The organism is Shewanella sp. OMA3-2 (assembly GCF_021513195.1).
Lineage (GTDB): Bacteria > Pseudomonadota > Gammaproteobacteria > Enterobacterales > Shewanellaceae > Shewanella.
Genome location: NZ_CP090974.1, coordinates 1083335 through 1108393, shown reverse-complemented (window position 1 = coordinate 1108393; position 25059 = coordinate 1083335). Strand labels below are relative to the sequence as shown.

The 25059-nt window shown below is 40.2% G+C and carries 16 protein-coding genes, 1 tRNA gene and 2 pseudogenes; 10 read left to right on the top strand and 9 right to left on the bottom strand.

The annotated features are described in order from the left end of the window. Positions 1 to 88: 88 nt before the first annotated feature. The 6 genes from L0B17_RS04925 (at position 89) to L0B17_RS04890 (ending at position 6214) form a co-directional block, all read left to right on the top strand. Entirely contained in the window at positions 89 to 511 is a 423-nt protein-coding gene (locus L0B17_RS04925) for a hypothetical protein (RefSeq protein ID WP_235088021.1), read from the top strand. Between the two features lie 21 nt (positions 512 to 532). Beyond that, positions 533 to 823: a hypothetical protein gene (locus L0B17_RS04920; protein WP_235088020.1), complete on the top strand. Its 291-nt coding sequence runs from the start codon at positions 533 to 535 to the stop codon at positions 821 to 823. Positions 824 to 909: 86 nt separating this feature from the next. After that, positions 910 to 1587, top strand: a complete 678-nt coding sequence (gene rluA, locus L0B17_RS04915; RefSeq protein ID WP_235088018.1) for a bifunctional tRNA pseudouridine(32) synthase/23S rRNA pseudouridine(746) synthase RluA — start codon at positions 910 to 912, stop codon at positions 1585 to 1587. 69 nt (positions 1588 to 1656) lie between these two features. Beyond that, complete coding sequence (gene asnC / locus L0B17_RS04910) at positions 1657 to 2118, top strand: transcriptional regulator AsnC (RefSeq protein ID WP_235088016.1); 462 nt, start codon at positions 1657 to 1659, stop codon at positions 2116 to 2118. A gap of 236 nt (positions 2119 to 2354) precedes the next feature. Then, positions 2355 to 5150 carry a S8 family serine peptidase gene (locus L0B17_RS18155; protein WP_272491885.1) on the top strand — a complete coding sequence of 932 codons (2796 nt, stop codon included), beginning with the start codon at positions 2355 to 2357 and terminating at the stop codon, positions 5148 to 5150. Next, positions 5147 to 6214 carry an Ig-like domain-containing protein gene (locus tag L0B17_RS04890; protein ID WP_235088015.1) on the top strand — a complete coding sequence of 356 codons (1068 nt, stop codon included), beginning with the start codon at positions 5147 to 5149 and terminating at the stop codon, positions 6212 to 6214. Before L0B17_RS18155 ends, L0B17_RS04890 begins: the two co-directional genes overlap by 4 nt. 74 nt (positions 6215 to 6288) lie before the next feature. Here the strand turns inward: L0B17_RS04890 and L0B17_RS04885 are convergent, their stop codons facing one another. Further along, entirely contained in the window at positions 6289 to 6990 is a 702-nt protein-coding gene (locus L0B17_RS04885; protein WP_235088013.1) for a hypothetical protein, read from the bottom strand. Positions 6991 to 7749: 759 nt separating this feature from the next. After that, positions 7750 to 7834 (bottom strand) — tRNA-Leu (locus L0B17_RS04880). 452 nt (positions 7835 to 8286) lie between these two features. Between L0B17_RS04880 and L0B17_RS04875 the strand changes: the two genes are divergently transcribed. Further along, positions 8287 to 8424, top strand: coding sequence for a DUF3149 domain-containing protein (locus L0B17_RS04875; RefSeq protein ID WP_235088011.1), 138 nt, complete (start codon positions 8287 to 8289; stop codon positions 8422 to 8424). A gap of 148 nt (positions 8425 to 8572) precedes the next feature. Here L0B17_RS04875 and L0B17_RS04870 read toward each other — a convergent pair whose 3' ends face one another. Beyond that, positions 8573 to 9184, bottom strand: a complete 612-nt coding sequence (locus tag L0B17_RS04870) for a superinfection exclusion B family protein (RefSeq protein WP_235088010.1) — start codon at positions 9182 to 9184, stop codon at positions 8573 to 8575. Between the two features lie 208 nt (positions 9185 to 9392). Between L0B17_RS04870 and L0B17_RS04865 the strand changes: the two are divergent. Further along, a pseudogene (locus tag L0B17_RS04865) lies at positions 9393 to 11014 on the top strand (ATP-binding protein). A gap of 97 nt (positions 11015 to 11111) precedes the next feature. On the opposite strand, the gene tcdA reads toward L0B17_RS04865, so the two are convergent. Then, on the bottom strand, positions 11112 to 11927 hold the full coding sequence (gene tcdA, locus L0B17_RS04860) for a tRNA cyclic N6-threonylcarbamoyladenosine(37) synthase TcdA (RefSeq protein ID WP_235089589.1): 816 nt from the start codon (positions 11925 to 11927) through the stop codon (positions 11112 to 11114). Positions 11928 to 12587: 660 nt separating this feature from the next. On the opposite strand from tcdA, the gene L0B17_RS04855 reads away from it, so the two are divergent. Further along, a complete protein-coding gene (locus L0B17_RS04855) occupies positions 12588 to 13619 on the top strand; it encodes a porin (protein WP_235088008.1) in 1032 nt (343 codons plus the stop codon). Between the two features lie 71 nt (positions 13620 to 13690). Here L0B17_RS04855 and L0B17_RS04850 read toward each other — a convergent pair whose 3' ends face one another. Together L0B17_RS04850 and L0B17_RS04845 are read right to left on the bottom strand one after the other, a co-directional pair. Then, positions 13691 to 14350 carry a thiopurine S-methyltransferase gene (locus L0B17_RS04850; protein WP_235088006.1) on the bottom strand — a complete coding sequence of 220 codons (660 nt, stop codon included), beginning with the start codon at positions 14348 to 14350 and terminating at the stop codon, positions 13691 to 13693. Between the two features lie 75 nt (positions 14351 to 14425). Beyond that, on the bottom strand, positions 14426 to 14782 hold the full coding sequence (locus L0B17_RS04845; protein WP_235088004.1) for a hypothetical protein: 357 nt from the start codon (positions 14780 to 14782) through the stop codon (positions 14426 to 14428). A gap of 173 nt (positions 14783 to 14955) precedes the next feature. On the opposite strand from L0B17_RS04845, the pseudogene L0B17_RS04840 reads away from it, so the two are divergent. Then, positions 14956 to 16777 (top strand): annotated as a pseudogene (locus L0B17_RS04840) (protein kinase domain-containing protein). Between the two features lie 76 nt (positions 16778 to 16853). Here the strand turns inward: L0B17_RS04840 and L0B17_RS04835 are convergent. The 3 genes from L0B17_RS04835 to L0B17_RS04825 form a co-directional block, all read right to left on the bottom strand. Continuing rightward, positions 16854 to 19253, bottom strand: coding sequence for a zinc-dependent metalloprotease (locus tag L0B17_RS04835; RefSeq protein ID WP_235088002.1), 2400 nt, complete (start codon positions 19251 to 19253; stop codon positions 16854 to 16856). Between the two features lie 63 nt (positions 19254 to 19316). Next, positions 19317 to 23024 carry a response regulator gene (locus L0B17_RS04830; RefSeq protein WP_235088000.1) on the bottom strand — a complete coding sequence of 1236 codons (3708 nt, stop codon included), beginning with the start codon at positions 23022 to 23024 and terminating at the stop codon, positions 19317 to 19319. 419 nt (positions 23025 to 23443) lie between these two features. Continuing rightward, a complete protein-coding gene (locus tag L0B17_RS04825) occupies positions 23444 to 24955 on the bottom strand; it encodes a DUF1254 domain-containing protein (protein ID WP_235087999.1) in 1512 nt (503 codons plus the stop codon). Positions 24956 to 25059 lie beyond the last annotated feature (104 nt).

Below are 25059 nucleotides of genomic sequence, written 5' to 3'. Positions count from 1 at the left end.
ACTAGCCTCCCAAAAACGAAATTGATGTACTGCTAATTAATTGTCGGGTTGTTAATATGTTTAGAATAAACCAAAGATAAGAAGCTTTATGAGCAAACATACAAAACACCAGCCGCTTTCTGAAACACGCTTCTGGTTTCAGCGGTTAGCCAAAACAGGACTTAGAGCGTTACATATTATTGGTGTTGTCGGTGCCGGTGGCGGGATACTGCTACATGTGGATCAAAGTTTATGGTTGCCTTACTGGCTTATCACAATGACAACAGGCTTGTTGCTGATGACATGGGAAATTATTCGTGATTGGCAATGGCTCATTCAATTAAAAGGGCTGCTAACACTTGCCAAGGTTGGATTGTTATTTTTATTACTCCCATTTACTGATTGGCAGGTGGAAATTATCACCCTTTTAGTCCTACTTTCAGTGATAGTGTCCCATGGTCCAGCTGGACTACGTCATTATTCAGTGGTGCATCGTAAGGTTATCCATGGTAAAAAAGAGATTAAAGGTTAGTCTCTCACCAAAGGACACAGGATGTTCCCTTATCCAGAACAATATCGGACAGCTACGCCCCCTCTTACCACCACTTTTATGGTGTTTTGGGCGTTACTGAGTCACAGTCTTTTTGCCGATGCGAGTCCATTTGCACTTTACCCGCTAATGGTACTGTTTCCATTCGTTATTTTATTTCACGGCTATTTAATATGGCTAGCAAAAGGCATGAGTCGATTAGATCAATGTTTTTATGCGCTGGTGCATATTCCATTAGCATTTGTGGTGTGGACATTCACCATTATGCTGGTCAATGGTGAGGCCTTCTCTTAAATTAGCTTTTTACGATTCACTTGCATCTTATAAGGTGGATCAGTATCTTTGCCGTCCTTTTCTATCTCCTGTTATAGAGACAAACCATGGCTGACTTTATCTACCAACCAGCAACCGAACCTTGGTTGGATATAATCCATCAAGATAAAGATATTATTGTGATCAATAAACCGTCTGGATTGCTATCGGTTCCAGGCAGAGAAGCGAAATACCATGACAGTGTTTATTCTCGTGTATTACGTGATCACCCTAATGCACAAATCGTTCACCGCTTGGATATGGCGACGTCAGGCATTATTCTACTAGCCTTACGCAAAAATGCTGAGCGAGAATTAAAACGTCAGTTTAGAGAGCGGGAAACCCACAAAGTGTATTTTGCCCGCGTAGCTGGCCATATGCAGCAGTCGGTGAACCGAGTATCGCTGCCATTAATTTGTGACTGGCCTAATAGACCCAAGCAAAAGGTCGATCATCTAGTAGGTAAACCCTCTGAAACCCTTATCGATATTATCAGCTACGCTAAGCGTTCAACCTTAGTTAAACTCACCCCTATTACTGGCCGTTCGCACCAACTCCGCGTACATATGATGGCGTTAGGCCATCCTATTCTGGGTGATGGTTTCTACGCCGACCCCTTAGCAAAGCGTTTAGCGCCCCGTTTATTACTACACGCCACAGAATTATCTATAAAACATCCATACTCAGCAATTCCAATGCACTTTAGTGCATTACCGAGTTTTATAGAGCCAATGACTGAACAGTAATTTTGATAGTAATTACATAACAAAAGACGTAAATTAATGCCAATTCAAATAAGGAATAGGTGTTTTACTGTGGATAGTTCATTTCAGCGCGACCAACTTGACAATCAAATTCTATCAGCCTTGATGGAAGATGCGCGCACGCCGTTTGCCGAACTTGCAAAACGATTTTCAGTTAGTGCTGGTACCATCCATGTTCGCGTTGAAAAAATGAAACAAGCGGGCATCATTACAGGGGCACAAATCACCGTAAACCCTAAAGCATTAGGTTATGATGTTTGCTGTTTTATTGGTATTAATTTGAAAAGCGCCGGTGATTACCCTGCCGCCATAGCAAAATTAAATGCATTGGATGAAGTTGTTGAGGCATATTACACTACGGGTAATTACTCCATTTTTGTAAAGGTAATGTGCCAATCTATCGATGGATTACAGCATGTATTGATTAATCGCATACAATCAATTGACGAAATTCAATCTACCGAAACCTTGATTAGTTTACAGAATCCCATTGTTAGAGCGGTTAAGCCTTAGAACAATTAGTTATAAGTAAATATAAACAGCATCGAATTCCGTTTAATAAAAAACAAGAGTTTTTTCCATTACCTCATTACATTTGTTATCTGGTTGTGATAAAAATGTCTACGTTGCGCCACGATGCGCAACATAATCATTATAAAAATATTACAATTACACCCATAACTTATCTCAGAATTGATCCACAATTCTTAAGAATGTTTTGAGCGTGACTTGAAAACAAGGAAGACGTTGTGAAGACTAAACTATCACTCGCTATTTCAGCGGCATTAATTTCAAGTGTTACTTATGCAAACACTGATTACACTGGTTTACAGTATTCTCCAGAATTACAATCAACTGACAATTATAAAAAATCTACTGTCAAAGCAAATGGTATCACAGCTCCTCAACGTTTTATTATTGAGCTGTCGTCTCCTGCTGTGGCTCTTTATCAAGGTGGGATCAACAACTTATCCGCCACAGCAATCAAATCTAAAAATGGTAAGATTGATATTCAATCGGCTCCAGTTAAAGACTACGCCTCATTTCTAGCCACCGAACAAAGTAAATTTGCCAGTGCGTTAACTAAAGTTACAGGCAATGCCAAAGTTGAACGTAAATTCAAAACATTATTTAACGGCGTATCTATTGTTGGCCAAGGTTTAACGATTGAAGCGTTAATGGCAATCCCTGGAGTGAAGGCCGTTTATCCTGAAACAATGTATGAAGCACAAATGGATGCTTCTCATGAAATCATCAATAGCCAAGCAATGTGGAATGCAGTTAACGGCATGGAAAACGCTGGTAAAGGCGTTAAAGTTGCTATTATTGATGGTGGTATTCGCCCAGAAAACCCTATGTTTGCTGATGACGGTTTTGACGCACCAACTGGCGCACTTCCAAATGATGATTACTGCTCGACTGTAGATACCAGTTTTTGTAACAACAAACTCATTGTTGCTCGCTGGTCTGCTCCAACTTTCCCAGTTTGTGCCGACGAATATATGAGCCCACTTGGTTTTGGTGGTCACGGTACCCACGTTGCAGGTACTGCGGTAGGTAATAAAGTTGATGTGACATATGAAGGTATTGATGTCACGCTTTCTGGTGTTGCGCCAGCAGCTTATTTAATGGCTTATAAAGCACTTTATAGCAAAGCAGATTGTAGTGGTGGTAGCGGCTCTAATATTATGCTGATGGAAGCATTAGAACACGCTATCAACGATGGCGCTGATGTTATTAACAACTCATGGGGTGGTGGCGCTGGTGCCGACCCTGCAAGTAGCCCATACAAAACAATGTTCGAAGCTGCAGAAGCGGCTGGTATTGTTGTTGTAAGTGCTGCTGGTAACGACGGTAATGGCGCTAAAACTATTGGTTGCCCTGCTTGTATCGAATCTGGTATCACAGTAGCAAACAGCACTACAGGTCGTTTCTTTGCTAATGCATTCACTGTGGGCGGCGAAGAGTTATTAGCCATTCCTGGTTCTGATACTGTTTTTGAAATGGATGTTACTGCCCCGATTATTGCCGCAAAAAATATCAATGCTGAAAACTTCACCGGTTGTGCACCTTTTGCCGCTGACTCTTTCAAAGATGGTATCGCACTTATATCTCGTGGCGTTTGTAACTTTAGCTTAAAAGCTAAAAATGCTATGGATGCTGGTGCTAAAGCACTTGTGGTATATAACAGTGTACCTGGCGCACCAACAACTATGTCTATGCCTGGCGTTACTTTCCCATCAGTTATGATTTCAAAAGCTGACGGTGTTGCCCTTGTTGACTCATTAGGTGACACAGCTACTACTGGTACAGTTTCTGCTGAAGTTAAGCGCATTGTATCTCAAGGCCTTGCAGATCTGATCAACCAGTCAAGCTCTCGCGGACCTAACGGTAATGAAAATATCCTCAAACCAGATTTAGCCGCTCCTGGTACAAGTATTTTATCTGCATTCTCTCCGGATGAAGGCGGTAAGCCGTTCAATGCGATTACAGGTACAAGTATGGCGAGCCCTCACGTTGCTGGTGCTGCGGCCTTAATGGCGCAATTACACCCTGACTGGTCTGCTATCGACATTAAAACAGCGCTAACCTCTACTGCAAAAATGGCTGACATTTTAGATGATGACGCTGTCACTCCTGCATCGCCATTTGCTATGGGTGCTGGTCGTATGGACTTAGACGCAGCAGCCAAAGCGGTGTTAACGTTCGATAAACCTTCTATTGCTGCTGACTCATGTGTGGGTATATGTACTTTCACACGCACGGTAAACAATAAAAGTGCAGAAGCTACATCATGGACTTTAGCCGCTAAAGCTGATTCTGCTGGCATCATGATTTCACCAACATCATTAGAGCTTGCTGCAGGTGCTTCGGCGACCTTTACTGTTACCGTTGACTCTTCTTACAGCACTTACGGTGATTGGATATTTGGCAACATCATGCTTACAAGTAATGATGGCAAACAAGATGCACATTTACCTTTAGCTGTGCTCGCGAAAGAAACAAGTGATTCTTCTTTAATCAATACCTTTACTACCGATACTGATATTACGACTGCTGATGAGTTTGAAGTAAAAGCGGTTGTTAATAACACTATGTTTAAAAACACCACAAATGTTACCGTTATCGCGACAGCCCCTAAAGGCACCAAACTGACAAACAAAGACGATGTTATGGTTAACATGACAGATGCGACTCAGAATGGTATGAGCGTCAATGCAGATACTGGTGTTATTACTTGGGTAGGTACCATGAAGCAGCCTAAGATGGTTGCGACTAAGGGAAGCGGCTCTTATCCAAATATCGCTAACTTAGGATTTGGAAGCACGCCTCCTTGTGCTGATGGTTGTGATGAAGTTAATTTTGTCTTTGACGTACCAGCTTATAAATACAATGGTCAAACTTACACTCAGATAACAATGTCAGATAATGGTATTGTTATTCCCGTAGTAGCACTACAGCAGGTACTTATGCGAATAAAGCATTACCTGACTCAGGTAATCCTAACAACATCGTTGCTCCTTTCTGGACAGACTTTGACTTGAGTGATGGCACTGTAGGTGATACTGGCGGTGGTACAGTATCAATCGACGTGCTTACAGCTGGTGCAACCAAGTATATTGTTGTTGAATGGAATGATGCGCAGATATACGGTGACACTTCAGGCAATCAATATAGCTTCAGTGTATGGTTTAAAGCCGGTGACACTGAAGAAGTGACATTTAATTACTTCAAAGTTCCAACAATTCCAGCTGCTTTAACAATCGGCGCTGAAAATATTGGCGGTTCAATTGGGGCGACTTATCACTTCAATGGTACTGGTGGAACTGTAGCAGCAAATGATTATGTAGAAATTTCTGCAGCATCTGCTGGTAATGTTGAGTTAGCGTATAAAGTGAAAGCGACTGAGTTTAATCTTGGTCAAGCAGATATGCTTGACGTTGTTGAAGATAGTACAGCATCAATGAATGTGCTTCTAAATGATACTAAAGCGGATCAAAAAGTGGCTCGCGTACAAGTATCTGGTGATGGTATGACTGCCAAAGCTCAGAATCTAATTGATGTCATGCCATCTGGAGCGCTAACCAAAGCAATGATTTCTAAGCAACCAACCAATGGTACAGCGATGATTTCTGAAGCAGGTGAATTAACATACACTCCAAAAGCTAACTTCTTTGGTAAAGATACTCTCTCTTATACCGCTGAGGATGCTGCAGGAAATGTAATTACACCAACGACTGTTTCACTAACGGTGAGCAATGTTAATGATGCGCCAACTGTTAACCCTTCAGCAGTCAATGGCCTCGTAAATACTACACTTACTGTGAAGTCAAATGCAGTTGACGTAGATCAAGATACATTAACGTACACTTGGACACAAACTAGTGGTCCAGCCGTTCAATTTGATGCAACTAAGAAGAATGTTACATTTGTACCTACAGAAGTAGCTACATACTCATTTAGCGTAGTAGCAAGTGACGGTGTTCTAAGCAGTAATATGGGCGAAGCATCTGTTAAATCTATGCCAAGAGATGATGATGCGGGTTCTTTAGGTTGGTTAACAACGTTATTACTACCTTTAGCGGCGTTCCGTCGTCGTAAGCACTAATAAATAAAGTTAACGCGTAAAAAAACCAGTTGCTACGGCAACTGGTTTTTTTTATTCATTAAGCTTAACTCAATTTATTCATCTTCATCTGAAACATCTGCATGAGAGGTCGCATCAAACTGTTCAATTTCAGCTAACTTGCTAAACCAAAAACTTGAACTAACCATTTTAAATTGACGGCTCAATCCTTCTGCTGCAGTTTGTTGCAATTGCCACACAATGCCTGCGGCTTCAGGAAATTGATAACCTGATATTTGATCCTCATATAATCTATGCAACAAAGCATCTGGAGTCAGAGCTGAAGATAAAAGACGAACCATAGAGGCTGATAATGATTCATCAAAAATATGTAAATCATCGATATCGTTAGCGACAACATTAACGGTGAACTCCACACCTGTAGGCTGAGCAAAGATACCATTAAACGCTTCTCTTAATAGTGCATAGGCACTGAAGAAACGCTCATGTAACAAACAATCTGAATACTCTTCCCACATTCTGTCACCGACCATATCGTGACTTAATTGATCAATTTTTCCTTCAGTTAATTCATTATCAAATAAGTGAGTTAACACAACTTTTGCCGCTTCATTCGCCTCTAAATCACTCAGAGACATCATGCACATTTCTCTTAATTCAGCCGCATCCATTCCCTCTAAGCCATCATCTAAACCCATTATCGCCATTAATTGATGATAATCCTCATTGGACCAAGCGTTAGGGATTTTAGTTATTTTACCAAACGAGCCTACTTGAACATTAAATTGTGTTTGCATAGATGATTCCTTAACGTTTTGAATTTCTAATATATATAAATGTGCTGAAACTAATATGCCACCTTACATTGCTCAATACTGTTTAGATAGAATGTTATAACTGAAAATCATCCAGGAAAACCACGCAAGTATAACCAACTGATTTATATGATCTAAAATGAATTTTAGGTTAAGTGAATGATTGTTAATGGTTAGTTTCTCATTTGATATAATCCACTGATAAAAATTTTAGTGCAATATTTATGTTACCTGTTAACTTTTTAGAATGAAATTGACTTACCGACCTTCGTTAAATCATAAAATAAATTACAATAAAAACGTCAATTAAATACCTACACGCATATCCTGCTGTAATGTAGTTTCCGCTTAAAAAGACAAGTCATCACTTGCTAAGTGAATTAAATATGGTTTAACCCTAACCTTAGCAAATGACTCGTTTGATGAGATCTACTCTCACTTTGAGCATCATCAAGCCTTTCAAAAGAGTAACCCAGTCACCTGAAACATCATTTATGTAAACAGTCCATTATGACCCGTTCTCGCCGATAACTAGGCTGTTAAGAAATGACTACATCTGTCATTAAACACTTGGGGGTTAATTAGACATATTTTTACAATTATCGATTGCTAGAAAATTAAATTAACGACTTAGAACCGACAACAACGGAGGAAAATGAGAGAAAGGAATATTTGTCATGTTATGGCTAAAAATTGAATATAAAAAAACCCTGTTTCGTTAAGAAACAGGGTTTTAAATTATGGTACCCGAGGACGGACTTGAACCGTCACTTCTTTCGAAATCGGATTTTGAATCCGACGTGTCTACCGATTTCACCACTCGGGCATTGCTCTTTAAGCTATATTTAGCTTTGCAAAGAAATCTAAAAAAGACCAAATATCTTTGCAAAACTTAACAACTCACATTTTATTATATTTATACATTTTTAACTAAAACTACAAAATGCTATAAAAACTTAACTTAATCAGTACCAATTAAGTGAACAGAATTATACTCATGCTTGTGACAATGGCAAGCCCTTTGGAGAGACTTTACTGACAATCGCCTAAATTCTCAACGTATCTTCAAAATAAATTGTAAAAAACACCGCTAATTAAAAAAACTTGCTGTAAGACTAGATTCTACGGCATGCAAACTAGAATACATTACACGTTACAAAGATCACATTTACACATAAATATACCTAATAATAGGGTGAACCATTGATCAAGATCAGCTTCATAAGCTTATTTCAGCATTATGATAACGATGACTTCACACCTAAAAGGATAGCTATCATGGCATTTTGGTTAGATTTAATGTTTGGAAACCCAATTGGATTAATGTCTATGCTTGTCATTTTTAGTACTTTGGGGATTGTTTCTTACTTAATGTGGATGTTTATTGTGAAGTCGGCTCCAGGCAATGATGGGTAACATTATTGTTGTAATACCTCTTGTTCCTAGTCATTTGTGTTAATTATATATTGAACCATTTCAGGGGCTAACTTAGCCCCCTTTTTTATTCTACAAGTTTCTATACCGCAAGGTTTGTGACACTCTGTAACTTAAACAGAAAATGCTATTAAGCTGCATGTTTACGAGGCTGAACTAAACCGCTAATAAAGTGAGGTCTGGCTTTTAATAAATAGGTTAGCTCTTCTTGAGTCGGCTCTCCTGCTGGTAAACGTAATACATCGCGATTTAAATAAATCCGCGCAGACATTGATATTTTATATTCTGCCGTAGGTCCTTGAATCGCATAATGACGTTCATTACCCAGCTCTTCCAGTATATTAGTATGCAATAAGCTTTTTACTGCTAACTCATTTTTTGGCAAGGCTAAGATAGTTGCACCTTGCAAAAAAAACTCTCTGAGCAATGCCCTTTCAGCTGGGTCAAGTAATTTAACTTTAGCTTCAACGGTTTCAACCGTACGTTTTTGACGCAAATGTTGAATAGACTCATCAGCAACAAAGCTTACTAATTGGCTGAGAAAATATGCCGAACCCACGATCAAACCTAAACCAATAAGATAATTATACTGCGCCACAATTTCAGCAAGTGCTAACTGAGACAATAGCGCTTTCGGGGCAAATAATAATCCCACACATGAAACGACCAACCACAACATAGTACTCATAAAGGTACGTTTTGCATTACTCAAGCTAATAGTTTTAATCATCATTTTTTTCATCACAGCCTCAGTGTCAAAAATTTGAACATCTAATTATACCAAAGCAAAATTAATGCCATATTGATACGATAAATTAATAAACATCAATATAGTAGAAGAAGCTTTAACCATTAAAAATTCAGTCATCAAGCGGTTAATTAAATATGGCTATAATATAAACTTTGAACTAACTTATTATATAAGCACTTAGATTAATTAAATAAATACTATGCTGAAATTCTCCAGACAATTATTCACTAGCCCTATCGGTCGAAAGCTTATGTTGTCGATTGTACTTTTTAGTTCGCTTATCACCCTGCTTACGACTATTTATCAGTTATTTAATGATTACAACAGTGATGTAAATCGTATTGATAGAGCCTTTTCTAGTATCGAAAAGGTTAACTTGGAAGTGCTAGCGGCAAGTATTTGGGTAATTGATGAGCGCTTAATTAGTACTCAGCTAGACGGTTTAAGCCAATTACCCGATATTACTTATATCTCAATCAAGGATGATAGCGGCCAAGAGTGGCAGGCAGGTAAATATCATCAAAAATCGACCATTGAAAAACAATTTGATCTCATTTACACCAACTCAAGCGCAATAAAGGTAGGTACTTTACTTGTCCAAGCAGACTTGAACATTATTTACGATAGACTTTATGACAAAGCCATTCTTATATTACTGTCAAATGCGATAAAAACCTTCTTAGTGGCTGGGTTTATTTTATTTCTAGTTTGGTTGAACATTACCCAACACCTACTTAAGCTCAGCCAATACTGTAACCAAATAAGCCTTGATAAACCTTTTAACCCTTTGGTTTTTGATCATAAAAATAAACACGACGAATTTGCTATGGTGGCAAAAGCGATTAACACTATGCAGCAGCAAGTACGGGCATCATTTTCTGATGTACAGGAATCGAAAACTGCGCTGCAAAGTGCGCTAGAAGACCGTGAACGATTACTTAAGCTTGAGCGCAGTTATAAAGATGAGCTAGCTCGTCAGGTAAAAGAGCAAACCAAAGAACTAGAACAGTCATTACTGATTTTAAAACGCGCGCAACAGGTTCTTGTCGAACAGGAGAAAATGGCGGCATTAGGGGGATTAGTTTCGGGTTAGCGCATGAAATAAATACTCCTATTGGTATTTGCTTAACCGCGGCAAGCTCGCAGCTTTCTCATGTAGAAGATTTAATTAAGCTAATCCATAGCGAACACGCCACCTTAGAAGAGATAAACCGTATTCTCGAAGAGTATCAACAAAGTTGTCAGCTAATAGTCAATAATATTACTCGAGCAAGCACGTTAATCCAAAAATTCAAAACTGTTGCTGCAGAGTCACGTTACGAAAAAAACACGCAGTTTAATTTAAAGCAACAACTGGAAGATATTATCGATTCGACTCAAATTATGTTTTCACCACAACATGTTGATATTAATATAAATATAGATGAAAAATTAGAAATCATTAGTAACATTAACTTACTCAACCAAATTATTAGTAATATTATTTCTAATGCTTACACCCATGCCTTTAAAGGCATTGAACACAGCAGAATAATGATAAATGTGGTAATCGAATATGACAAAGTGAATATTGAAATTCAAAATAATGGTTTGAGTATTCCTGAAGAGATAGCAGAACGCATGTTCGAACCTTTCTTTACCACGGCCAGAAATAGAGGTGGAATAGGTTTGGGTTTAGCCGCAGCATTTAATGCCGCGACTTTACTTAACGGTAACATCCGATATGAATCAATTTCGCCATTAGGCGGGCCGATGTTTACCGTCAGCTTCCCTTATGAAAGTGTGCAAAAATATGCCGACAATACTTTAATTGTGGAGTAAATGAACCGTGATGCATACAAGCAACCAGTAACATTTTAGTGTACAAGCTATTGAATATAGAAATCTAACATCTCATGACTTAACGATTTAAGGGCGATTATTTCGCACAAGCCTTGGCGGATATTTTAGCTAACACACGGCTGGCAGCCATAAAACCGAACGTTCCTGTCACCATGGTCACGGCACCAAAACCAGAAGCACAATCCATTCTCATACTGCCCTCAGCAGTCGCTTTAGTCGCACATACACTGCCATCAGCCTGGGGATAAACTAAGTGCTGAGTAGAAAATACCGCATCAATAGCAAAACGTCGCTCAGTGTTTTTACTAAACCCATATTCTTTGCGTAAAATACCTCGTACTTTAGCTAATAATGGATCTTGCACTGTTTTGGCTAAATCTGTCACTTGAATTTGACTAGGATCGGTCTGTCCACCTGCACCACCGATAGTCACAATCGAAATTTTATTACGTTTACAATGGGCAATTAACCCCGCCTTTTGCTTTACCGCATCAATACAATCAACAACATAATCAATTTTATGACCATTAGAAGAATCATTTTCTCGGGGGAAATATTCACTGAGATTATCTAAGGTAATAAAATCTTCAATTTCATTAACCTGACATTCTGGATTAATGTCTCGAATACGTTTTGCCATGACTTCGACTTTTGATTGCCCCACGGTTTGCGCTAAGGCATGAATTTGTCGATTAATATTTGTCACGCATATATCATCTAAGTCAATTAAGCTAATTTGACCGACACCGCTTCTTGCAAGGGCTTCCGCTACCCAAGTACCCACACCACCAATGCCGACAACTACCACATGAGTTTGCGCAAAAGCATTTAACGCTGCTTGACCATATAAACGCCCTATACCCGCAAACCGATTCATATATGCTTCTGACAACATCACATGCCTTTATTCTGACTAACCTAATTAGTTGTCCATTTTAACGTAGTCGTCATCAAAGCTAAATGACCTAGCTTTATTTAATCGCTATTTGCACAAGCTTAACTATCCGCTGCCGTCACATCACCCAGTGTTTAAAGTCAACAAATGAACATTGTCCCTAAACGTTACATAATACTGACTGAGATAATGAAAATCTTAGCCCATATTTACGGTGTAATAAGTTTACGTTTAGATAGATTATTAATGTCGGTAATGAATCGCTAGATAACAAACCAAACTCATTTTTATCCTGTTTAAAATATACCTCTTAGTTTAACAACTGCTAAACTACTTTGTTACTCATTGAATTTTCAATTATTGATTGAGACTGAGGCAACTTAAGCGCTTATAAAGGTGTACTGATAACTTTTTAAGCACAGTGACATATGAAAATACTGAATACAGTATAAAAACAGTCGCCAAATATGCTCCAGTCCGATTTATATATAAAAAACAGCCTAAGGTTTAAAAGTTTGATCTCTAACACACACTAAGCTTAGTAAAACTGTAAAATCTCAAACCAGATTGTTACATAGCCACTTTCTGGCATTAGTCACCATTAAAAACCATTCTTAAAATGGAATCATAGAACATTAAGTTCTGGGAGTATGAAAAATGAAAAAAACCTTACTATCTGCATCTGTTGCGTCTGTCTTAGCTATTACCTCATTTGCAGCCCTTGCTGATGGCCCTGATTTTTACGGTCGTTTAGATTTATCGCTTACTAATTCAGATACAGGTGCAACCCTACAAAGTGGCACTAACGGTGTAACGGTTGGGAAAAGTGGCACTTACTTAGAAAATAACTTTTCGCTTGTTGGTGTAAAAGGCAGTGAAAAAATTTCTAATGCTGTAGAAATTTTATATCAAATGGAATTTCAAGTTGAAAACACTTCTGGTTCAGGTGACACATTTAAGGCCCGTAACACATTTTTAGGTATCAAAACCTCAGCGGGCTCTGTGTTAGTCGGTCGTAACGACACAGTATTTAAACAAGCTGAAGGTAATGTTGATCTTTTTGGTAATTCTAATGCCGATATCGACCGCTTAATCAGCGGACAAATTCGTAGCGCTGATGGCATATGGTACTACTCTCCAGTTATTGCAGACCTGATCACGCTTAACGCAACCTACTTAATGGAAGATAACCAAGCTTCTGATGATTCTCAGTATGCATTAAGCGCCACGATTGGTGATAAAGGGTTAACCAAGCAAAATTACTATGTTGTTGGTGCTTATAACAAAGCTATCGGTGGCATTGATGCTTACCGTGCTGTTGGTCAAGTTAAGTTTGGTGATTTCAAAGTGGGCGGCTTATTCCAAAATTCTGAAAGCGTAGCAGACACTAGTATTGACGGTAACACTTACTTCATTAACGCAGCTTACAACTTAAATGGTGTTAACTTGAAAGTAGAATACGGTCAAGATGATGCTGGTTTGGGTAAGTACTACCAAGCACTCGGTCAAGCGGGTGCTGATGATATTAATGTACAAAACATCACTGTGGGTGCTGATTACCGCGTCGCAAAGTCGACTTTATTATTTGCTCATTATGCAATGTATGAAGGTGACTATACTGACAACAACGTTAAAACAGATCTAAAAGATGATAACGTTTTATCTGTAGGCGTACGTTACGACTTCTAATCTGATTAGACGCTAACATTAAGGCGACCATCCGGTCGCCTTTTTTATTGGGCTACTTTTAAGCTTTATAATTACTTTTTGCGAGTTAACTTATATGCCGCTTCGTTTAACCAAGGCACCTGCTTATTCACAAACCTTGGGTTATCAGCCAGTACATCGTCACAGGTAAGCAAGGTCACCTCAAAATACGGCGATAAATATTGTTCTATCCAGTCAGGACTTACAGCAAATGGTGGGCCTTTAAGCGTGTCTTGGGGATAATCTAAGGTAATTAACAACCCTGATATATCGGCGGGAATAAGCTTAGCAAGCGTTTGTACATATTGTTGACGCATCTCTTCTGGCCAGGCAATTAATGCTGCTCTATCATAAAAACCACCAATATCAGCCGTTGCACTAGGGGCTAGAGCAAAAATATCACCTTGTATTAGCTCGACTTGGTCGGCTGCATAAAACTGATGTTGCGCATGTTGTGCAACTTGAAAGGGTAATTGATTATCATTAAAAAACTGTTCAATTGCCGTTTGGCTTAACTCACAGCCCAGCACTTGATGACCAAACTCAGCTAAATAACACATGTCTAAAGACTTACCACACAGCGGCACAAAAATTTTACTCTTGGGCACTAACTTCAGTTCAGACCAAAAACGAATTAATAACGAATTAACTTGTGGTTGGTGAAAACCTATCTGTTGCATCTGCCATTTTTCATGCCAAAATTGGGGGTCCATCTTAGTCTCTCCAGCGAGTTCAATTACCGCCCACTTTATAAGCTTGAATCAACAGAAGCAACTTTAATCCTGCCACTATTTACTTAATGAATCTCCCTGTAGAACCAATTGAACTTTAGCTAACCACACGCAGTTCTCACACTGACAGTTACGACGGGATAAATGATGTGGCGACAAACTTGAGTCGACAAAATCAACTGCTACCAGTAATTGCTGTGTTAAATCATTGACAGATTTTTGCTCCATCGCAACCATCTCATCATTATGATTTATCCAGACACACTCTTCCCCTTGATGACAGGTAATACATTGTTCGTCCGCAGCATTAAAAAAAACCGCATGAGGACAATGTGCAACTTCCATAGATTGCAGAATACGCATTCTAGGAAAGTCAAAAAGTTGAATTAAATCCGCTTTTATTATCTTTGGCATAACTCATTCCCGATCAAAACGATTGCTAAATTCACCTTAATCTTATCGACTCAAGGGTAAAAGTAACTTGATACAGGTCAAGGTTTACTTAACCGATAAAATTAGTTAGGAAGCGCTTGAAGTCGGGCTGAGATAAGGCTTAAATAACCTAAGCAGTTTGAAGGGGATATCATTTGCAAACGCCACAACTACAACACTTTTATATTAATGAAGAACAGTCTATTTATTTGCTTAAGGCAAATGATGCCCGCAAGCATAAAGCTTGGGTCAGATTATGTAAGCAGCAGCTGATCAAGCTTGGTTACTCGACAATAGAATTTATTGGTAAAGGTGCTTACGGCTTTGTATTTGCTGGCATAAATAGTGTCGGTGATTCACATGTGTTTAAATTTTCCCGCCTGACGTTACCGCAAAACATTCAAGACAGGCTTGAAGAAGAAGCCTACATGCTTAGTTTAGTAAAACACCCTAATGTGCCCGCTGCAATCAAGTTTGAACGTGTCGGCAAGCAAGGTATTTTAGTGATGGAGCGCGCTAAAGGAGAAGACTTAGATAAAATTTGCCTGCGTATGGGCGCATTGCCAGCATCAATGATAGTCAGTATCGCGCGACAACTTGCCAATATTTTGTATTATCTGCGTAAAGGTAAACCCTTTGTACACGGAGATATTAAACCGTCGAATCTAGTCTATGACATCGAAAATGACAACCTGTCGCTAATCGATTGGGGCTCAGCTGTTTTTGCACAGCGCGATGAGTTTAACCGTCCTGTTGATGATAATGTAATGTCGTTAATGTCTAGTGATCAGCACCAAACAAATGCCCGCATGGGCGATGTCTATTTTATTGGTGAAGACCAACTCAGTGGTGCACTTTCTTCAGCACGATTTGATGAACAAGGTGTAGCAGGCACATTATATGCACTCGCGTCAGGGCAAAGCAGTCGTTTTGGTACTAAGGTTATTCCCGCCACAAGTATTGGTCTGCCGATTGAATTAGCTAAAACTTTAGATGGCATGTTAAGCGAAAACCCTGAATTAAGAGCCCGTGCTGGCGATTATTTTTTAAAAAGTATGCGTCATAACCATAGGATGCACTTACCCGACATTCCCTATCTGCCGACTAAATCTGAAATTCCGGTATGGCTTCAACCGCGTTTAAGGGTGATTGAAACCGTTAGTTATAGCTCGCGTAAATCATTTTTAAAAGAGCATAATAGTCATGACCCCATTGCCAATATTGATGATGTGCAGGTCGATAAGTATTATCGAAACTTTATGGTCGGAATGGCAGATACAGAAAAAGGCTTTATTGCGGCTGTCGGACGTTTAGCTCAATATTCTATCGTCGGCGGATTGGTAATACATTGGCAGCCAACTGGGGTGTACATTGACTCAAACTTAGCAACCTATGACCCTAGCCATAAAAGCGCACTAATGCTTGCGGTGAATAACATGGTCACTATGGCACGTGGAATTAAGCGTATTGGGGTGTTTAAAGCCTGCTTCTTTAACGCAAAAGACACTTTGCATATTGAACGCAGTAACCCTAATATGCCCTTTGAAGTAACAGGGGAAATGCAATTACCTTTTGAAGTTGGAGATGTGCCGTTGTTGGAAGATAAATCACGCCTGCATTCCTATTTTGAAGACGGTAAAGACCCTGAAGAAAACCTCGAACTCCCAGGCCGAAATAATGACCGAGTTAGGCTGGCTTAACCAAATCCATCACACTGGCTGTATTATTTTTGAAGCGCTGCCGACCCATTTAAAAATTCACAGCTATTTAAGACTACTGAATCCGCGCAAACAAGCCGCATTCAGGGCCTGCCTTGATAGAATTATTGCTAATGCTGATAAAATTCAAGGTCATGGTATTAGTGGCTTTATGAAGTTACCTTATAAAAATACTCGCCAGTTTTCTCATTTAGATAAAAAACCTGACTTGTTCTACCCTAAAAACCCCAAAAAACTGATTAACCTCAACGCAGGTTAATAGATGAACTCAAATAAAAACGCCCTCAAGCTCGCTTGAGGGCGTTTACATGGTATTTAGCAACTGGAACTGAAAATTAAATAGGCGAACCTGGTGGCATAGTCAGTGGCTTAGCAATGAGTTTATATTCCGGTGTTTGCAGACTTTTCTCAATGCCTTGAAATAACCAATCGTAATGTGCCGCTTGATATTCACTTGCACGGGTACTACGGCGTTTTAATTGTTTCACGGTATAGTTTAATTTAGCCAATAATTGGGCTTTTACTTCACTGGCAGTATCTTGATGATGATATGCCGCCAGCATACCTTCAATCACAACGGTATTAACTCGCATATTAATACCTAACTCAGTCCCACGGGATAAGTCTTGGTATACGGTTGCCCCAATTAGTTTATCTAGCAAAGTGACGACAGATAATTGCTCAGCATCTTCCATATAAGCCTGATTAACACGATTTAGCCGCTCTGGTGACAATAACTGAGTCACAATATGGCGGCTCATCACTTCGGCCATCCCCAAAGGATCGCTCACAACCCCCATATTGCCATTAAAGCTTTCACGGGTTTTACGATAGTTTCCAGCTTTAGGCACTAAAGCGTGCAGTACATTATCAGGTATCGCTAAACTTTGCGGTGATAGCCCTTCCACTAACGCATCCAGAGCAGCATGTTGCTTTGCTGGCGCGGCAAAAAACCAGCGTAATCCTGAGCCTAATTGCTGGTAGTTATAGTCGGTTCCACCAATCCATTTTGCAGCGGCTTCTATCTGATAACGAGTGAGTAAATACATAGGGACAAAAACGTCTGCCAACTCACCTTTAGGCTCATCTTTGAGTAACGCTTCACCATTGAATTGCGTAATTGCATGACGACGTACGGTTTCTAAGCGAGACAGTTCAGCAATAGCATCATTGCCGTTATCCCACAGGCTGGCATAAATATGACTGGCGCCATTTCCACGCGAATCTGCTTCGCCAATATAACGATAGCCTTTAGTGAGTGCTTGATTAAGCAGTTTGTCTTGATTAGCCGCAGCACCATAGCCAAAGGCAACGGTGTATTTATCCCACTCGCCTATGCCTTCAGCATACGGATTATCAATCGCAATGGCATTGTTCTCTAAGCGCACATACGGATGGGGGTAATCCATCACAGACGCATTATCGTTAGAGGATGCGGCAAAGTTATGATCAAAGCCTAAAGTGTGACCAATTTCATGGGCTGATAATTGACGAATTCGTGCCAAAGAAAGCGCCATAGCAGCATCGGCGGCGGCTTGTCTGTCAGGCCAGTCTGCGGTTAAGCCTCTGGCAATAAGGTGATCTTGTTTAACCCTTAAACTACCAAGAGTAACATGGCCTTTAATAATTTCACCGGTACGTGGATCGGTCACAGCAGCGCCATATGACCAACCACGTGTGGCGCGATGCACCCATTGGATCATGTTATAACGCACATCTTGCGGATCAGCGCCCTCTGGCAGCATGGCCACTTTAAAGCCATTAATAAACCCTGCCTCATTAAAGGCTTCTTCCCACCAGCGCGCACCATCGAGCAATGCGGTTCTTATCGGTTCAGGCACACCTGGGTCAAGGTAATAAGTAATGGGTTTAACCACTTCACAGGGGGCGTCACCCGGAATGATTTTTTCAAGACGATGACGCAATAAATAACGCTGCACTATTGGTTCATCAACCTTAGCGGAGTAATCTAGATATTCATCAGATAAATAACCACTCATTGGATGATAGGCACGGGCTTGATAACCCGCATCGGGCAACTGAATAAATGAATAACGCATCCGCACCGACATAAACTTACCATCGGGGGTGACCTCGGCAACTTGCTGGCCAGCTTGTTGCGCTTTAAAGGTCAGGTTAACATCGACATCGGCATTTTGTGCAAAGGACTTAATATTATCGGGCATGATCACCGACAACTGACTATCAAGGGTATAAGCACCTTGATCTGTGGCGGCTAATACGTCTGACACACCATGCAAGTCGTTAATCACTAAATCATTAATCGACACTAACGCTTTTTTCCCAGGCAGTAATTTACCTCGCCACAAAATAGATTCAGCAAAAGCCTGTTTGACTGACTGCTGTTCGGCGACATTATCACTGCTGGCTCTATAGTTGGTATTCAATTGTTTCAATACTATGTAGGGCCCCTGCTGCTCAAACTGCACCATACGAGTTCGCCCAAGCTGACCTCTATCTAAACCAATATCATTTGAACCAACACCTTGAGGCAAACTGGTTAATAGTAACAAAGGTTGATTTAACTTGTTGGCTTGTAAGTACAGTTGACCGTCGGTGTCATCGTAATAAAAATTAACAAAGCCTTCAGCCACTTGGCTAGTCTTAATGACGGTGTCGGCCGTCGCAGCCAATACTGGGCTAGATAGCGTAGTGAGTGATAATGCAGGGCTTATGGCAAGCATTATCGCCAATGAGAGGTGGCGTCGATTCATGTCAAATTCCTTGTAAAAATCCCTAAAAAATAGTGCGACCCGCTGCAATTCAACCCCGCCAGATCACACCTTGTTATTATTCTTATATTCAATCCAATGGGATAAGGTATCGAATAACTCATTCAATACTATCGGTTTGGTAATATGGGCATTCATGCCTGCCGCTAAGCTTTTTTCACGATCGCCAGACATGGCATGGGCTGTCATCGCAATAATCGGTAATTGTTCTGGACTATAACGTTTACGTAGCGCTTTTGACGCGGTTAACCCATCCATCACTGGCATTTGAATATCCATCAATACTGCGTCAAATGCGCGGGTGTCAATTAAGTCGAGGGCTATTTGGCCATTGTCGGCCATCACCACTTCATAACCTGCACTTTTTAATAATTCCGATGCAACCTGCTGATTAATAAAATTATCTTCAACTAACAAAATCAACCCTGACTGTTGTTCTTGAATATCTTCTTTGGGAACAGACTGTACATTGAGTTTTGGCTCTTTGGCAAAGGCACCAATGATCTCATCAAACAAAACTGATGCCTTAAAGGGCTTTTGTAAAATGGCATGTACATTTCTATCGGCAACATCCTTTGCTAAAGGTTCTGCACTGTATGCTGTCATTAATATAATCACCGGACGTTTTGCCAAGCGCCCATCGGCCACCATCTCATCCACTTTGGTCAATACTTCTAACCCGCCCATTTCAGGCATCATCCAATCTAATAAAATCAGATCAACAGGCTGCCTAGCCAAACAATCTAATGCTTGCTGGCCACTCGATGCGGTGCGAACCCCAAAGCTGAAGTCCTTCATTAAGGCTGAATAAATTTGCAAGGCACTGGGGTTATCATCGACCACTAATGTGGTTAAGTTATTCAACTGCTCAGGTACGATTAAAGGCTCAACAATATTTTCTTCAGCAATTTCAAAACTAATGGTAAAGCTGAAAGTACTGCCTTGATCCACTTCTGACGATACCTGCATAGTTCCGCCCATCATAGACACAAGGTGTTTACTGATAGATAAGCCTAATCCAGTACCACCGTATTTTCGGGTAGTTGAACCATCGGCCTGGGCAAATGCATCAAACAGTTTTGACTGCTGCTCTTTGTTAATGCCGATGCCAGTGTCTCTCACCCAGAACTTTAAGGTAATACGGTGATCACGCTCGCCTACATCTTCACAGCCCAGCTCAATTTCGCCATTTTGGGTAAACTTAACGGCATTTGACAATAAGTTAACTAATATTTGCCCTAAACGCAGTGGGTCTCCATTTAGAATAAGCCCAGCAGTAACAGGTGCATAGAGTAATAATTCAACACCCTTTTCTTGTGCTTTAATGGCATTCATATCCAGCACATGATCCAATACCTTGTCTAACGGAAACGCTACCCGCTCTAGTTCTAACTTACCGGCTTCGATTTTAGAAAAATCGAGAATATCATTGATAATCCGCAATAAAGATTGGGCAGAGAAGCCCGCTTTACTGAGATAATCCTCTTGTTGGGTCGTCAAACTAGTACGTTGCGCTAGCTGTAACATACCGATAATCGCATTCATTGGAGTGCGAATTTCATGACTCATGTTGGCCAAAAACTCACTTTTATACATGTTCGCTAATTCAGCATCTTGCTTAGCTTCCAGCAAGGCCACTTCATTACTTTTTTGGCGGGTAATGTCTTTATGAGTACCAAGCATACGTTTAGTTTGGCCAGATTCTAAAAACTCTACCGCACGACCACGAGATAACAACCAATGGTATTCACCCAGCTTGCCTTTCATCCTAAATTCAATTTCATAGGCATCGGTAGGGTCAAGTAAATATTGGCTACGATACTCCTGAACTCGGTCACGGTCATCCGGGTGGGTTAAACCGTCAATGGATGATAATAAAGCAGGGAACTCATTGGGTTCATAACCCAACATTGAATAGAATGCAGGGTTACAGATAATTTGCTCTGAATCGATATACCAATCCCATAAACCATCTTCAACCGCATCCATCGCCATGTGATAACGCTGTTCTGACAAACGTAATTGTTCAGCAGATTCATACTCGCGGGTAATGTCTCGCCAGATCGAAATCAGCCCCAGTAATTCATTACGGCGGTTATAAAATGGCAGTTTAAAGGCATTTAATAATACCGGTTTTCCAGCTATTTCAGTGCGCTCTTTATATTGCAGCGGTTTTTTGTCGTCTAAAATTTGTTTATCTTCGGCTAGAATGCGCTTACCTTGTTCTGGGCTAGTAAAGTCACATGTGGTTAAGCCAATAATGTCACTTTCATTGACACCTAGCATACGTTCTGCTGACTTATTACAACCTAAATACTTACCTTCTTTATCTTTAAAGACAATCGCTTCAGGCAATGAGTCAATCAGTGATCTTAATAAGGCAAATTCCCGTTCACGGCGCTCAGTGGTGTCACGTAAACGCTGAGTACGACTGGCAACTAGGTTATCAAGACGTTTATTTTGCTCAGCAAGATGGCGGGTGTATTGTTTGTTTTCTTCAAAAATACGACTGACCAGTAAAAACCACGGCTCCCATCCTGGGCTGATGACCTCTGGTGGCGGTAACGGTGATTGGGAACACGCCTCTAAATGAGTCAGTAGTTTTGATGCAGGGCTAACAAACGCCCGACGGGTTTGCCAATGCACAATGGTCACTAACACAGACAGTGCTAGCACAACCAAGATAAAAGTCAGTTGCAATTTTTCCCATGAATCTTGAAAAAGCGCACCTTCTTCTTGGATGTACAATAATCGCCATGGGGCATTATGTAATGCAACCGAATGAATATAATGATTATTACGTAATATGCCTTCATGGGCATCAAACAATTCAGATTCTGATAATGAATGTAACTCTGCTGGAATACGTTGACTGATATGATAAACGCGATTCATTTCATTGGAGTCAAAATCACTGTGGGATAAAATGTTATTTTGTTGATCCAATAAAATTACCGTACCAGGCATTTTGAAATAGGTACGTATTTGTTTAGCCAGTGATGCTAAGGTCATGTCGAGGTTAATCGTGCCGATAAACTCATCTTCAAGATAAACCGGTAAGCCTAAGGTGGTGAGTAGGCCTTGCTCGACACCATCAACATAAGCCGGACTCCAAAAAGCATTTCGCTGCGGATTTAGCTCTGGTGTGGCCAATTGGAATTGCTGCTTATTAAGTTGCTCTTCTCTGAAACGTTGATCAGAGCTGCTCCAAGGAAAGTACGACATCATTTTTCGCTTAGAGACGTAGTAAATAGATGAAGCTTTTGGTGCGGCTTCTTTGGCAACGGGAAACGATAGGGATAGCTCAAACAACATTTCTAATTCTTGATAAAACTGCTCATTGCGCCCATCAAGTGACCCCATACCTGTGATGCGCCCCATATTGGTAAAGGGTTCACCACTTTTGACATAATTAGGTTCTAAACTAAAAAATTGTCCGTCAGCATTGAATTTTTCATATTGGGGTAGACGATCTTTACGCACTTGCTCGCCTAGGCGCAGATGATCAACCGCCACATCACGTAAACTTTTTACCGCACGAATACTGGACTCTAATAATAAATCGATTTGCAATACATGCCGCGCAACTTGATCTTCACGCTGTTCAATTTGCACTTCTTTTTGGCGTTCATAAAAAATGGCCGCAGAAATAAGTGACATGACAATCACACCAATATAAGTGTAAAAAACCGCGCGATTATAATTACGTTGAATAGGAGATTTTAGCTGTAAATCAGGCTCTGTTGGTTTCATTCCATACCTTTGGTGACAGCGCACCCTTTGCGGTAGCACAAGTGTCGGCGCATTATCAAAAGTTGTTTAATGCGCGCAATAAAAAAGACAAAGGTCATATTATCAGGAACATAATCTCAATCACATGAATAAATCTCAATCTGTTTTTTATGACTTGGATAATTGAACGATAAGCACATTACTAGAAAAGATAAATTGATAATGGAATTTAACATCAGTGTATCAAACCTATTCCGCTGGCGGAGTTAAACACACTCGACAGCTATAATTAAATAACTGAAAGATTTGATTTTATACCAAATATTAATCAAAAAATCTGAATATAGTAGTGATTCGATACTTGAATGAGCAGAGTTGATAAAACGGTAAAATATCGCAGGCACAGTTTAATCCTGTGCCTGCGATATTTTTAATCCAGATTACTTAACTAATTCGATTTCACTTGGTCGCCATGTTTTATTCAACCAAGGTTCAAGTGGACCGTACATACGTAAAATCGTAAACCAGCTTTTACCTGGAACAGTTTGTACCCAGTTACCTTCTTTACCTTTAGGAGGTTGAGGTGAAAAATAGATATCAAACGAGCCATCGGTATTCATTTCGATTGCCTTGTCCTGACTACTTACTGTTGGGAATGTTTGCCCCGTCTGCAATAGCGATCGTGTTTGAGTATCATATAAAGTGGCGGCCCAAAAATTATTGACTGGCACATTCGGTGGCAGATGCAATTTATAGGTTTTAGCACCATCAAATGCTTGTTTATTCGCATCAACATACGCCAATGCATAATCAGACCCCTGACCCGCTCGCGCTATTGCCATGGCTGGCGTAACACCGGTAGCGTTATAATAAAATAGTACTCTTGCATCCAACCCCATAGCGCCATCAGTTTCAAATGAGGTATTTTTATTCGCGTAACCTGTTGTCCAAGCACTTTGTGTATCAGGGTAAATAAATACGCCATCTATACGCGGTTCATAGGTAATAGCTCTTGCAGTTGCTGCACCGATAACTGCTGCCTCATTAAGTAGTTTTTTCATTCTGTCATCAGGTGTGAACGCTTGACCTTTCACAATCCCAATCGAGGCTAACAAACCTCTAGACTCTGCACTGATAGCATCTATTGGTTCGACTTGAACAAGCGTATTAAGATCTTCATAAAAGCTCAAATCATTAACTAAAAGAGTGCTATAACGCTTGCCCGAGATATTGGTAAATTGCGTGGCAGGAGGGTTAGCTACTTTTGATAATGGATATACTTTAAGGCTTGACTTAATGTTATTAACCGCAGGCTCTAAACCATTATCAATTGATCCTCTCAGAAACATTAAGTTATTGTAAGTTTTAGATTTAATAACGAAGTAACCTTCAGGCACTTCGCCTTTATAACCTGGCGGCAACCATAAATATTTGCCCCCTTTACCTTTATTCTGACCGATTACACCAAGATCAGTAACATATCTGAACCAAGCATCATCCACAAAACCCAGCATCCCAGGAGGAAGTTCTACAACTAGTGGGCCTTCCGTTTTTAAATCTATATAAGCCAGTGCATATAAAGTCGACGTGTTGCCGGTGAGATATAATGATTCAGACTTAAGTAATTGTTCTGTAATCGTAATATTATTTGAGCTATCGGCGCCAATACTGGCATTGCCTTTACGCATAGCATTAAGTGAACCTGCACCTTGATGGTCCAAAAAGACTTGTACCGCACGCATCCTATCAAGGTTGTCATACACAGTATCAATCGTTGCTTTGTTGGGAACACCATCAAAAAACTCAAGTGTTCCTATTGATGTTTCAACCTTATTTGGCATTGAAATTTGCTGAAGTTGTTGTTCTGATACATTTGCTTGAGCCGTTTGCGCTCCAGTCAATGCAACTCCAATCGAAGCCAATATCCAGGCCGCTTGGTTAATTTTTCTCATCGATTAATTCCCTCTATTTCTGATACTCACTTAGGTTTTAATTTATTGTGTCTTCATTGTATTTCTACACAGTCAATCAACGTTAATCATAAAAAAACACCGAC

What these genes read in the sequence shown, in the direction of transcription:
- L0B17_RS04925 (WP_235088021.1), top strand. Translation starts at nt 89, where the DNA reads ATGAGCAAACATACAAAACACCAGCCGCTTTCTGAAACACGCTTCTGG.
- L0B17_RS04920 (WP_235088020.1), top strand. Translation starts at nt 533, where the DNA reads ATGTTCCCTTATCCAGAACAATATCGGACAGCTACGCCCCCTCTTACC.
- rluA (WP_235088018.1), top strand. Translation starts at nt 910, where the DNA reads ATGGCTGACTTTATCTACCAACCAGCAACCGAACCTTGGTTGGATATA.
- L0B17_RS04885 (WP_235088013.1), bottom strand. Translation starts at nt 6,990, where the DNA reads ATGCAAACACAATTTAATGTTCAAGTAGGCTCGTTTGGTAAAATAACT.
- L0B17_RS04875 (WP_235088011.1), top strand. Translation starts at nt 8,287, where the DNA reads ATGGCATTTTGGTTAGATTTAATGTTTGGAAACCCAATTGGATTAATG.
- L0B17_RS04870 (WP_235088010.1), bottom strand. Translation starts at nt 9,184, where the DNA reads ATGAAAAAAATGATGATTAAAACTATTAGCTTGAGTAATGCAAAACGT.
- L0B17_RS04855 (WP_235088008.1), top strand. Translation starts at nt 12,588, where the DNA reads ATGAAAAAAACCTTACTATCTGCATCTGTTGCGTCTGTCTTAGCTATT.
- L0B17_RS04850 (WP_235088006.1), bottom strand. Translation starts at nt 14,350, where the DNA reads ATGGACCCCCAATTTTGGCATGAAAAATGGCAGATGCAACAGATAGGT.
- L0B17_RS04845 (WP_235088004.1), bottom strand. Translation starts at nt 14,782, where the DNA reads ATGCCAAAGATAATAAAAGCGGATTTAATTCAACTTTTTGACTTTCCT.
- L0B17_RS04835 (WP_235088002.1), bottom strand. Translation starts at nt 19,253, where the DNA reads ATGAATCGACGCCACCTCTCATTGGCGATAATGCTTGCCATAAGCCCT.
- L0B17_RS04830 (WP_235088000.1), bottom strand. Translation starts at nt 23,024, where the DNA reads ATGAAACCAACAGAGCCTGATTTACAGCTAAAATCTCCTATTCAACGT.
- L0B17_RS04825 (WP_235087999.1), bottom strand. Translation starts at nt 24,955, where the DNA reads ATGAGAAAAATTAACCAAGCGGCCTGGATATTGGCTTCGATTGGAGTT.